Below are 11,776 nucleotides of genomic sequence, written 5' to 3' on the forward strand. Positions count from 1 at the left end.
GCCCGCGGCCCGCCGAAAGCCCCAGGCACCGGTCAGTGCGGCGCGCCCCGCCAGCCGGACACAGGCAGCGCGAACTTCGCGACGAGCCGGTCCGTGAACGACGCGTGGTGCAGCCGGGCGAGCCGTACCGGCACCGCACCCCGGCGGACCTCCACGCGGGCCCCGGCCGGCAGCTCCAGCGTGCGCCGGCCGTCGCACCACAAGACCCCGTGCGGAGTACCGCTCTGCACCTCCACCGCCAGCACCGAGTTCGGCGAGGTCACCAGCGGCTTCGCGAACAGCGCGTGGGCGCTGATGGGCACCATCAGCAGCGCCTCCACCTCCGGCCAGACCACCGGCCCGCCCGCGGAGAAGGCGTAGGCCGTCGAGCCGGTCGGAGTCGCGCAGACGATCCCGTCGCATCCGAAGCCGGTCACCGGACGCCCGTCGATCTCCAGGACCACCTCCAGCATCCGCTCCGGGGACACCTTCTGGACCGCGGCCTCGTTCAATGCCCAGTCCCGGTGCACCACGTCGCCGTTCGTCCGCACGATCACGTCGAGGGTCATCCGCTCCTCGACCTCGTACGAACGCGTCACCACCCGGTCCACTACCTTGTCCAGGTCGTCGCGCTCGGCCTCGGCGAGGAAGCCGACCCGACCCAGGTTGACGCCCAGCATCGGCACACCCGAGGCCCGCGCGAACTCGGCGCCGCGCAGCAGGGTCCCGTCCCCGCCCAGCACGACGAGCAGCTCGCACCCGTCGAGCACTCCCGGCGTGGACTCGGTGACGAGCTCCACCTCCTGCGGCAGCGGCAGGTCCACCGCCTCGTGGTCGAAGACCCGTACGCCCAGTCCGCAGCGCAGCAGGCCCTTGACGACCAGCTCCGCGCTGCGGATGGCCGCCGGCCGCCCGGTGTGCGCGAGCAGGAATACGGTGCGTGCCCCCGAAGAATCTGTCACTGCGGCCCCTCCGCCACTGCACGGTCAACATCCGCCGGGTCGAGTGCCGGTGCCCCCGCCCTCAGCCACAGAAAGTACTCGACGTTCCCCGACGGCCCCGGCAGCGGACTGGCGGTGACTCCGAGGACGCCCAGTCCCAGCCCCGCGGCGCTGGCCGCCACCTCGCGCACGGCCTCGGCACGCAGCTCGGGGCTGCGCACCACGCCGCCGCTGCCCAACCGGTCCTTGCCGACCTCGAACTGCGGCTTGACCATCAGCACCAGGTCCGCGTCCGGTGCCGTGCACCGCACCAGCGCGGGCAGCACCAGGCCGATGGAGATGAAGGACAGGTCGCCGACGACGAGATCGACCGGGATGCCGTCGATCTGCTCGACCGTCAGCTCACGCACGTTCGTGCGGTCCTTCACGGTGACCCGGTCGTCGCTCTGCAGCGACCAGGCGAGCTGCCCGTAGCCGACGTCCACCGCCATGACGTGGGCCACGCCCGCGCGCAGCAGCACGTCGGTGAAGCCGCCGGTGGACGCGCCCGCGTCCAGCGCCCGGCGGCCCTCGACCTGCAGCCCCTGCGGCCGGAACGCCGCGAGGGCGCCCGCGAGCTTGTGTCCGCCACGCGAGACGTAGTCGGGGTCGTCGTCGTCCTTGAGGACCACGAGGGCCGCGCTGGTCTCGACCTGGGTGGCGGCCTTGGTCGCGGTGGTGCCGCCGACGGTCACCCGGCCCGCGGCGATCAGCTGCGCGGCGTGCTCTCGCGAGCGGGCCATGCTGCGGCGTACCAGTTCGGCGTCCAGGCGGCGGCGTGCCACTCCTGCCACGTTCGGTTCAGCTCCTGTTTTCGTACGGTCCGGGGAGGGGCGGTGCGTCCAGCGCCGTCAGCGCCTCACGCAGCCCCCGGTGGACATCCTCGTACACCTCGACGTGTCCGTCCGCCCCGAGGTGGTCCGCGTCCGCGAGCCGCGCCAGGTACGCGTCCACCCCGGTGTGGCCGGTGGGGGTGCGTACGACGCCGAGCGGCGCCGGCGCGGCGGGCTCCGCGGGCGCGGCGGGCTCTTCCGCCGCGCCGGCACCGCCCCCGGCCTCGGTTCCGTCCGCGCTCTGGGTCCCGGCCCGGATCTCGGCTGCTTCGTCGGTCATGCCACGACGCTACCCCGAAGCGCCCCCACGGCCCCGCACGGCTCTGCGGTACCGTCCTGATCACGATGGCTACGATCCAGGAGTGCCGTGGAGCACTCGACCGACTCTCCGACAACCTCGCGCGGGCCGAGGAGGGCGTGCGCGGCGCGGCCGCGTTCGACCGATCCCTCAGCTGCCACATCACGGACCTGGACCAGACGTTCACGGGCCGCCTCGACGGGGGCCGGATCCATGTGGAGGCGGTGGCGCCCGGCCCGCCGGCCCGCAAGGCGGAGATCCGCCTCGCGATGGCCGGCGACGACCTGGTCGCCCTGGTCGCGGGCGAGCTGAAGTTCGCGAAGGCCTGGGCCTCCGGCCGGGTCAGGCTGGAGGCCGGATTCCGCGACCTGCTGCGACTGAAGAGCCTCCTCTCGTCGTAGTGCCCACCCGGCCGTGATCCGCCGGACAGGCCCTACGCCGTGCCCGCCGCCGGCTCCGGGACCTCGGCGGCCGCCCGCGCCCGCGCGCGCCGCCCCGCCGGGATGACCAGCGGCGTACCCGTCTCCGGGTCGTCGATGACCTGGCAGCGCAGCCCGAACACCCGCTCCACGAGCTCCGCGGTCACCACCTCGCGCGGCGGCCCCTCGGCGATGACCTTCCCGCCCCGCATGGCGATCAGGTGCGTGGCGTAGCGGGCGGCGTGGTTGAGGTCGTGCAGGACCGCGACGAGGGTGCGTCCTTGGGTCTCGTGCAGGTCGGCGCACAGGTCCAGCACGTCGATCTGATGCTGGATGTCCAGGTACGTCGTCGGCTCGTCGAGCAGCAGCAGCGGCGTCTGCTGGGCCAGCGCCATCGCAATCCACACGCGCTGCCGCTGCCCGCCGGAGAGCTCGTCCACGGCCCGGTCGGCGAGCTCGGCGACCCCGGTCGAGGCCATCGCTCCGTTCACGATCCGCTCGTCCTCGGGCGACCACTGGCGCAGCAGGCCCTGGTGCGGGTAGCGGCCGCGCGAGACCAGGTCGGCGACCGTGATGCCGTCGGGCGCGATCGAGGACTGCGGGAGCAGCCCCAGGGTCTTGGCGACCTGCTTCGCGGGCAGGGTCCCGATGGCCTGCCCGTCCAGCAGCACCTGCCCCCGGGACGGCTTCAGCATCCGCGACAGGGCCCGCAGAAGCGTGGACTTGCCGCAGGCGTTGGGGCCGACGATCACTGTGAAGGAGTGGTCGGGGATCTCCACCGACAGGTTCTCGGCGATGACCCGCCGGTCGTAGCCGAGGGTCACATTCTCCGCGGTCAGCCGCTGCACTTGCGCACTCCTGAGGTTCATATACGTCCCGCCCTGCGCTCGGTGACGAGCAGCCAGAGCAGATAGACACCGCCGACCAGCCCGGTCACCACACCCACCGGCAGCTGGTCCGCGCCGAAGGCCCGCTGCGAGGCCCAGTCCGAGAGCAGCAGCACCACCGAGCCCATGAGGGAGGCGGTCAGCAGGTTGGCGCCCGGCGAGCGGGTCAGCCGTCGCGCCAGCTGCGGCGCGGCCAGCGCGACGAAGCTGATCGGCCCGGCCGCCGCGCTCGCCGCCGTGGTGAGCAGGATCGCGGCCATCATCAGCAGCAACCGCGTGCGCTCCACCCGCACCCCGACCGCGTACGCGGCGTCGTCGCCCATCTCGATCATCCGCAACGCCCGGCTCTGCCCCAGCACGAGCGGGAACAGCACCGCGCAGGTCGCCAGCAGCGGCCACACTTGTGCCCAGTCCCGGCCGGCCAGCGAACCGGTCAGCCAGACCATCGCCCGCGAGGCCTCCACGAGCTGGGCCTTGGTGATCAGGTACTGGATGACGGCCACCAGCATGGCGGAGGCGCCGATGCCCACCAGGACCAGCCGGTAGCCGTGGATGCCCCGCTGGTACGCCAGCAGGTAGACGGCCGCGCCGGCCAGCAGGCCGCCGAGCAGCGCGCCGGCGGCGACCTCGGTCGCCGAGCCCTTCATCAGGATGATGACGACGAGGGCGCCGACCGCGGACCCGTACGAGAAGCCGAGCAGGTCGGGCGAGCCGAGCGGGTTGCGGGTCACCGACTGGAAGACGGCTCCGGCCATCCCGAGGGCCGCACCCACCAGCAGGGCGACCAGCACCCGCGGCATCCGCAGCTCGTTGACGATGAAGTCGTCGGCGGGGGTGCCGTTGCCGAGCAGGGTCCGTACCACGTCCCACGGCGCGATGTCGAAGTCGCCGGTGCCGATCAGCAGGACGGACATGGCGAAGGCGACGAGGACGAGCAGGCCGCCGACGGCCAGGGCGCGCCGCTCGATCCGCAGGGACATCCCGCCCGGGAGCCGCAGGGGACGGGCTTTGGCGGTCACGGTCACAGCTGGGCCATCCTCTTGCGCCGGACGAGGTGGATGAAGACGGGCCCGCCGATGAGCGCGGTGACGATGCCGACCTGGAGCTCGGCGGGCCGGGTGACGACCCTGCCGACGACGTCCGCGGCGAGCAGCAGGACGGGCGACAGGACGGCCGAGTACGCGAGCACCCAGCGCATGTCCGGTCCGGTGAAGACCCGCACCAGGTGCGGGATCATCAGGCCTATAAAGACGATGGGCCCGCAGGCGGCGGTCGCCGCACCGCAGAGCAGGGTGATGGCGAGCATCGCGCCGATCCGGGTCCGCGCCAGGTTCGCGCCGAGCGCCCTGGCCGTGTCGTCACCCATCGCCATCGCGTTGAGCGGCCGGCCGAGCGCCAGCGCGAGCACCGCACCCGCCAGCAGGAAGGGAGCGACCTGGCGGACGGTGTCCATGGTGGCCGACGCCAGCGAGCCCACCGTCCAGAAGCGCAGCTTGTCCAGCGCCGTGCTGTCCATCAGCTGCACCGCGTTGATGTAGCCGACGAGGGCGGCGCTGGCCGCCGTACCGGCGAGCGCCAGGCGTACCGGCGTGGCGCTGCGGCTGCCGCCGAGCACGTACACGACGACCGAGACGACGGCCGCGCCGAGGAAGGCCCACCACACGAACTCGCTCAGCGAGCTCGCGCCGAAGAAGCTGATCGCCGAGACGACGGCCGCGGCGGCACCGGCGTTGACGCCGAGGATGCCGGGCTCGGCCAGCGGGTTGCGGGTCAGCGCCTGCATCACCGCCCCGGACAGGCCGAGGCCGAGGCCGACCATCAGCCCGAGGAGGGTGCGCGGGACCCGGAGATCCCGCACCACCACGTCCGAGGTGGTCCCCGAGTAGTGGAAGAGACCGTGCAAGACCTCGTCCAAGGGCATCTGCCTGGCGCCCACGGCGATGCTCAGCACCGAGATCAGGGCGAGCACCGCGAGGGCGCCGGCCAGGCCCGCGGCACGCGCGGCATGGCGAGGGCGGGCGACGGCGTCCGGCGGGGGCACCGTGCGCGGCCCGGGTTCGGGGGGACTCTCAACCAACACGCAGGTTAGGTTAGCCTAGCCTGCACCCGGAGTGGGCTTCCGGAGGCCTCAAAGACCGAGCCTGGCCAGCGCCTTCGCCGCGTCGAGCGTGCACACGTCCTCCGCGGCGGCCGTCCAGGCCGCGGCGCACAGCGCCCGCAGACCGTCCAGCGGGTCCCGGCCGGCTCCGCCGTCCCCGATCACCACACCCTTCGCTCCCCCGCCGCCCCCGTCGCCGTCGCCACCCTCGTCGTGCTCGCGCAGTTCGAGCACACCGCTGTTCAGCGCGACCGCCGTCCAGCCTCCGCACCGGAATCCCTCCGCGGCCGGCACCACCTCCGGCTGTCCGGCCAGCAGCCCGCGCAGGTCCCGGTCCACGTACGTCGGCCGGTGCCGGGGCTCGGCCCGCAGCAGCTGCTCCGCGTCGGTCACCCCGGTCAGCACCAGCAGCGAGTCCACCTCCCCGTTGAAGGCGCCCTCGATGTCGGTGTCCAGCCGGTCCCCGACGACCAACGGCCGCTTCGCCCCGGTCCGCAGCACCGTCTCACGATGCATCGGGGGCAGGGGCTTGCCCGCCACCTGGGGCTCCGCGCCCGTGGCGATCCGTACGACCTGCACCGCGGCCCCGTTGCCGGGCGCGATGCCCCGCGCCCCGGGGATCGTCAGGTCGGTGTTCGACGCGTACCACGGCACGCCCCGGCTGATCGCGTACGAGGCCTCCGCGAACCGGCCCCACGCCAGGTCCGGACCGCCGTAGCCCTGTGCGACCGCCGCCAGCCCCTCCTCCTCGGCGGACTCGACCGGCACCAGGCCGCGTTCGCGCAGCGCGACCCGCAGCCCCTCCCCGCCGATCACCAGCACCTTGGACCCGGGCTCCACCTGCTCGGCGATCAGCCGGGCCACCGCCTGCGCCGAGGTGATCACCTCGGCCGCGTCCGTCGGGATGCCCAGCTCGCCCAGGTGCTCCGCGACGGCCTCGGGGGTCCGCAGCGCGTTGTTCGTGACGTACGCGAGGTGCATGCCGTCGGCGCGGGCCGCAGCGAGGGACTCCACGGCGTGGCCGATGGCCCGCCCGCCCGCGTACACCACCCCGTCCAGGTCCAGGAGAGCGGTGTCGTACGCCTGGTGCAAGCTCTGGTCGCACGCCGCGGGACTGGTCCTGATCTGCCGGGTCATTCTGGCCGCTCCCTGTGAGATCGATCGTGTCCGATTCCCTACTGCCCCGATCATCCCGCATGGAGAGACCCGATCTACCATGCACCAATGACCACTTCTGGCACCGCGGACCACGGGCTGCGCCTCATCCCGTTCCATGGGCTGCGCTATGTCCCCGAGCGTGTCGGCAGCCTCGCCGCCGTCACCTCGCCGCCGTACGACGTGGTCGTGCGCCCCGACGGAGTCGACCACCTCGAGTCCGCCGACCCGCACAACATCGTCCGCCTGATCCTCCCCCAGGCCGGCACCCCGGCCGCGCGCAACGAACAGGCCGCGCGCACGCTGCGGGACTGGCTCGCCCAGGGCGTCCTGTCCGCCGACCCCGAGCCGGCGCTGTACGTGTACGAGCAGCGCCGGGCCGGGCTGCTCCAGCGCGGCGTCATCGGAGCCCTCGCCCTGTCCACCGCCGACGCCGGCATCGTCCTCCCCCACGAGGACGTCATGCCGGACGTGGTCACCGACCGGGCGGGCCTCATGCGGGCCACCTCCGCCAACCTCGAACCCCTCCTGCTCACCTACCGCGGCGACGACCCCGGGGCGGGTGCTGCGGCGGTCGTCGAACGGACCGCCCAGCGCGAGCCCCTACTGTCGACCACCACCGAGGACGGCTTCCAGCACCGCCTCTGGGCCATCACGGACCCGGACGAACTGGCCACCGTCACAGCGGATCTCGGCCACCGTCAGGCGCTCATCGCCGACGGCCACCACCGTTGGGCGACCTACCTGCGCCTCCAGGAGGAGCACGGCTCGCCCACCGCGTGGGACTTCGGCCTCGTGCTCCTCGTGGACACCGCCCGCTACCCGCTCCAGGTCCGCGCCATCCACCGGATGCTGCGCCGCCTCCCGGTCGCGGACGCGCTGGCCGCCGTCGCCGGCCACTTCCGGGTCCGCCCGGTCGACGGGCCGCTGCCGCTCGCGCTGGACGCCCTCTCGGACGCGGCGGAACGCGGCAACGCCTTCCTCCTCGCCGGCGACGGCACCTTCCATCTGGTCACCGATCCCGACCTGGACCTCCTCGACCGCACGGTCCGCCACGACCGCCCCGAGGCCTGGCGCCGGCTGGACGCGACCGTGCTGCACGCGACGCTGCTCGACGCCCTCTGGCACGTCCCGGACGCCCCCGACCAGATCACCTACATCCACGACGCCGCGTCCACGGTGGCCATGGCCGAACGGCACGGGGGCACCGCCGTCCTGCTGCATCCCGTACGCGAGGAGGTCGTGCGCGACCTCGCCCGCCAGGGGGTCACCATGCCCCGCAAGTCCACGTCCTTCGGCCCGAAGCCGGCCACGGGCCTGGTCCTGCGCGGACTGGGCTGAGCCGAGCCCGCCCGGACACGGAGAAGGGCGGTACCCCGTTCGGGGTACCGCCCTTCTCCTCTGCGTCGCTACGCCGGAGCCGAAGTGGCTCAGGCCTTGTCGCCCCGGACGTCGGCGTCAGCCGCGGGCTGCTCCAGCGGCTCGTACTCCTCGTCGTCCTCGTCGTAGTACTCGGTGACGTCGGTGGCGCGCTCGGCCGCGGCGATCTCGGCCGGGTCCTCGTCCTCGTCGTCCTCGTCGTCCTGGTCGTCCTCTTCCCGGTCGCCTTCAGCGAGGTCCTCGTTCAGGTCCTCTTCGTCGTCCGACAGGTCCGCGGCGTCGACGAACTCGACGCCGTCGAGCTCGGCGAGACGGTCGGAAGCGTCGGTGGACCCGTCCTTGTCCGCTTCCAGGGCCTTGCCGAACCACTCACGGGCCTCGTCCTCACGACCGGCCGCCAACAGGGCGTCGGCGTAGGCGTACCGCAGGCGCGCCGTCCACGGCTGGACGGCGCTGGACGCCAGCTCGGGGCTCTGCAGGGTCACGATGGCGGCTTCGAGCTGCCCCTGGTCCCGCCGGGCGCCGGCCGCGACCAGACGCATCTCGACCTGGCCGGCCTTGTCGAGCTTCTGCACCTCGGGCTCGCCGGCCATGGCCAGGGCCCGCTCGGGACGGCCGAGACCGCGCTCGCAGTCGGCCATGACGGGCCACAGCTCCACGGAACCGGTCATGCGCTTGGCGGCACGGAACTCCGCCAGGGCCTCGCTGTACTTCTGCGTGGCGTACGCGGCGAAGCCGGCCGCCTCGCGGACGGCGGCGACACGGGAGGCCAGGCGCAGGGCGATGCGCGAGTACGCGTAGGCCTGCTCGGGGTCCTCGTCGATCAGACGGGCGACCATGACCAGGTTCTTCGAGACCTCTTCCGCCAGGCCCTTGGGCAGGCTCAGCAGTTCCTGACGCACGTCGGCGTCGATCTCCAGACCGGTGACGTCCTCGTCGATCGGAAGCCGCTTGACGGGGTCGCGGTCCGAACGGTACCCGCGGTCGCCACCGCGGTCGTCGCGGCCACCGCGGTAGCCACCGCGGTCGTCACGCCCACCACGGAAGCCTCCACGGTCCCCGCCCCGGTCGTCACGGCGCGGGTACGAGGGACGGTCGCCACCGCGGTCGTCACGGCCACCGCGGTAGCCACCACGGTCGTCATCACGACGCGGGTACGAAGGACGGTCACCCCGGTCGTCACGGCGCGGGTACGAGGGACGGTCGCCACCGCGGTCGTCACGGCCACCGCGGTAGCCACCACGGTCGTCATCACGACGCGGGTAAGACGGACGGTCACCCCGGTCGTCACGGCGCGGGTACGAAGGACGGTCGCCACCGCGGTCGTCACGGCCACCGCGGTAGCCACCACGGTCGTCATCACGACGCGGGTAAGACGGACGGTCACCCCGGTCGTCACGGCGCGGGTACGAAGGACGGTCGCCACCGCGGTCGTCACGGCCACCGCGGTAGCCACCACGGTCGTCATCACGACGCGGGTACGAAGGACGGTCACCCCGGTCGTCACGGCGCGGGTACGAGGGACGGTCGCCACCGCGGTCGTCACGGCCACCGCGGTAGCCACCACGGTCGTCATCACGACGCGGGTAAGACGGACGGTCACCCCGGTCGTCACGGCGCGGGTACGAAGGACGGTCGCCACCGCGGTCGTCACGGCCACCGCGGTAGCCACCACGGTCGTCATCACGACGCGGGTAGGACGGACGGTCGCCCCGGTCGTCACGGCGCGGGTACGAGGGACGGTCGCCCCGGTCGTCACGGCGCGGGTACGAGGGACGGTCGCCACCGCGGTCGTCGCGGCGCGGGTACGAGGCACGTTCCCCGCCACGATCGTCACGGCGGGGGTAGGACGGACGCTCGCCACCGCGGTCGTCACGGCCACCGCGGTAGCCGCCACGGTCGTCATCACGACGCGGGTAGGACGGACGGTCACCGCGGTCGTCACGGCGCGGGTACGAGGGACGGTCACCGCGGTCGTCACGACGGGGGAAGGACGGACGGTCCCCACCGCGGTCGTCACGGCCACCCCGGTAGCCACCGCGGTCGTCATCACGACGCGGATACGAGGCACGTTCCCCGCCACGATCGTCACGGCGGGGGTAGGACGGACGGTCCCCGCCCCGGTCGTCGCGCCGGAAGCCACCGCCGCCACCGGCGGGACGTCCACCGCGGTCATCGCGGCGGAAGCCTCCACCGCCACCACCGGCCGGCCGGCCCCCGCGGTCGTCACGACGGAACGGGGGACGGTCGCCGCCACGGTCGTCACGGCCCCCGCGGTAGCCGCCCCTGTCACCGCCGTCGTTGCGACGAGGCTCGCGCTCCGGACGATCGTCGGGAGAGTTGGACATGGGTGTGACTCCTGTCTTCGGGGTACCGCTAGTCATTCTCGCGCAACCAACCCGTGGCCGCGCTTCGGCGTAAAGAAGCGAAAAACAAAAAGGACCCTTGGTCCAGCGTTGAACGCTGGACCAAGGGTCCTTTGAAAGATTGTTCGGCGGCGTCCTACTCTCCCACAGGGTCCCCCCTGCAGTACCATCGGCGCTGAAAGGCTTAGCTTCCGGGTTCGGAATGTAACCGGGCGTTTCCCTAACGCTATGACCACCGAAACCCTATCGGTTTCGAGCGAACAAGCACACTCTGTAGTTATGTGTTCTAGCTCTAGAAACCAGCAACTGTTCGTTGCTTCAGAACTAACACAGTGGACGCGAGCAACTGAGGACAAGCCCTCGGCCTATTAGTACCAGTCAGCTCCACCCGTTACCGGGCTTCCACATCTGGCCTATCAACCCAGTCGTCTACTGGGAGCCTTACCCTCTCAAGGAGGTGGGAATACTCATCTTGAAGCAGGCTTCCCGCTTAGATGCTTTCAGCGGTTATCCCTCCCGAACGTAGCCAACCAGCCATGCCCTTGGCAGGACAACTGGCACACCAGAGGTTCGTCCGTCCCGGTCCTCTCGTACTAGGGACAGCCCTTCTCAATATTCCTACGCGCACAGCGGATAGGGACCGAACTGTCTCACGACGTTCTAAACCCAGCTCGCGTACCGCTTTAATGGGCGAACAGCCCAACCCTTGGGACCGACTCCAGCCCCAGGATGCGACGAGCCGACATCGAGGTGCCAAACCATCCCGTCGATATGGACTCTTGGGGAAGATCAGCCTGTTATCCCCGGGGTACCTTTTATCCGTTGAGCGACGGCGCTTCCACAAGCCACCGCCGGATCACTAGTCCCGACTTTCGTCCCTGCTCGACCCGTCGGTCTCACAGTCAAGCTCCCTTGTGCACTTACACTCAACACCTGATTGCCAACCAGGCTGAGGGAACCTTTGGGCGCCTCCGTTACCCTTTGGGAGGCAACCGCCCCAGTTAAACTACCCATCAGACACTGTCCCTGATCCGGATCACGGACCGAGGTTAGACATCCAGCACGACCAGAGTGGTATTTCAACGGCGACTCCACACCAACTGGCGTTGATGCTTCAAAGTCTCCCACCTATCCTACACAAGCCGAACCGAACACCAATATCAAACTGTAGTAAAGGTCCCGGGGTCTTTCCGTCCTGCTGCGCGAAACGAGCATCTTTACTCGTAGTGCAATTTCACCGGGCCTATGGTTGAGACAGTCGAGAAGTCGTTACGCCATTCGTGCAGGTCGGAACTTACCCGACAAGGAATTTCGCTACCTTAGGATGGTTATAGTTACCACCGCCGTTTACTGGCGCTTAAGTTCTCAGCTTCGCAACCCC

Annotated in this window: 10 protein-coding genes, 2 rRNA genes and 1 pseudogene (1 of these 13 only partly in view); 2 read left to right on the forward strand and 11 right to left on the reverse strand. The window is 71.2% G+C overall.

Going from position 1 to position 11,776, the window contains the following annotated elements; genetic code table 11:
- Positions 1 to 32: 32 nt before the first annotated feature.
- Genes R4Z63_RS06865 through R4Z63_RS06875 form a run of 3 tightly spaced genes read right to left on the reverse strand, consistent with a single transcriptional unit; the run spans position 33 to position 2,072 of the window.
- Positions 33 to 941, reverse strand: coding sequence for an NAD kinase (locus tag R4Z63_RS06865; protein ID WP_037925616.1), 909 nt, complete (start codon positions 939 to 941; stop codon positions 33 to 35).
- Entirely contained in the window at positions 938 to 1,753 is an 816-nt protein-coding gene (locus R4Z63_RS06870) for a TlyA family RNA methyltransferase (RefSeq protein WP_037925614.1), read from the reverse strand. Before R4Z63_RS06870 ends, R4Z63_RS06865 begins: the two co-directional genes overlap by 4 nt.
- Positions 1,754 to 1,760: 7 nt before the next feature.
- Positions 1,761 to 2,072, reverse strand: coding sequence for a hypothetical protein (locus R4Z63_RS06875; protein WP_236647768.1), 312 nt, complete (start codon positions 2,070 to 2,072; stop codon positions 1,761 to 1,763).
- 65 nt (positions 2,073 to 2,137) lie between these two features.
- On the opposite strand from R4Z63_RS06875, the gene R4Z63_RS06880 reads away from it, so the two are divergent.
- A complete protein-coding gene (locus R4Z63_RS06880; RefSeq protein ID WP_037925612.1) occupies positions 2,138 to 2,491 on the forward strand; it encodes an SCP2 sterol-binding domain-containing protein in 354 nt (117 codons plus the stop codon).
- 32 nt (positions 2,492 to 2,523) lie between these two features.
- Here R4Z63_RS06880 and R4Z63_RS06885 read toward each other — a convergent pair whose 3' ends face one another.
- The 4 genes from R4Z63_RS06885 to R4Z63_RS06900 are packed head-to-tail and all read right to left on the reverse strand — an operon-like array spanning position 2,524 to position 6,631.
- Positions 2,524 to 3,378 (reverse strand): ABC transporter ATP-binding protein, encoded by an 855-nt coding sequence (locus tag R4Z63_RS06885; protein ID WP_106967648.1) that lies wholly within the window; start codon positions 3,376 to 3,378, stop codon positions 2,524 to 2,526.
- Positions 3,375 to 4,376, reverse strand: coding sequence for a FecCD family ABC transporter permease (locus R4Z63_RS06890; protein WP_384454991.1), 1,002 nt, complete (start codon positions 4,374 to 4,376; stop codon positions 3,375 to 3,377). Before R4Z63_RS06890 ends, R4Z63_RS06885 begins: the two co-directional genes overlap by 4 nt.
- A gap of 41 nt (positions 4,377 to 4,417) precedes the next feature.
- The gene (locus R4Z63_RS06895) at positions 4,418 to 5,476 is read right to left on the reverse strand and encodes a FecCD family ABC transporter permease (RefSeq protein ID WP_384454986.1); all 1,059 of its coding nucleotides are present in this window, start codon (positions 5,474 to 5,476) and stop codon (positions 4,418 to 4,420) included.
- A gap of 48 nt (positions 5,477 to 5,524) precedes the next feature.
- Complete coding sequence (locus R4Z63_RS06900; protein ID WP_037925604.1) at positions 5,525 to 6,631, reverse strand: HAD-IIA family hydrolase; 1,107 nt, start codon at positions 6,629 to 6,631, stop codon at positions 5,525 to 5,527.
- 87 nt (positions 6,632 to 6,718) lie between these two features.
- Between R4Z63_RS06900 and R4Z63_RS06905 the strand changes: the two genes are divergently transcribed.
- The gene (locus R4Z63_RS06905; RefSeq protein ID WP_037925601.1) at positions 6,719 to 7,990 is read left to right on the forward strand and encodes a DUF1015 family protein; all 1,272 of its coding nucleotides are present in this window, start codon (positions 6,719 to 6,721) and stop codon (positions 7,988 to 7,990) included.
- Between the two features lie 89 nt (positions 7,991 to 8,079).
- Here the strand turns inward: R4Z63_RS06905 and R4Z63_RS06910 are convergent, their stop codons facing one another.
- The 4 genes and pseudogenes from R4Z63_RS06910 to R4Z63_RS06925 form a co-directional block, all read right to left on the reverse strand.
- Entirely contained in the window at positions 8,080 to 8,931 is an 852-nt protein-coding gene (locus tag R4Z63_RS06910) for a tetratricopeptide repeat protein (RefSeq protein WP_384454994.1), read from the reverse strand.
- Between the two features lie 543 nt (positions 8,932 to 9,474).
- A pseudogene (locus R4Z63_RS06915) lies at positions 9,475 to 10,413 on the reverse strand (hypothetical protein); the annotation flags it as partial.
- 105 nt (positions 10,414 to 10,518) lie between these two features.
- Positions 10,519 to 10,635: ribosomal RNA gene (rrf, locus tag R4Z63_RS06920) — 5S ribosomal RNA — on the reverse strand.
- A gap of 108 nt (positions 10,636 to 10,743) precedes the next feature.
- A 23S ribosomal RNA gene (locus tag R4Z63_RS06925) occupies positions 10,744 to 11,776 on the reverse strand; it runs 2,090 nt beyond the window's last position.

The sequence above is a fragment of the Streptomyces sp. PL-29 genome (assembly GCF_058344425.1).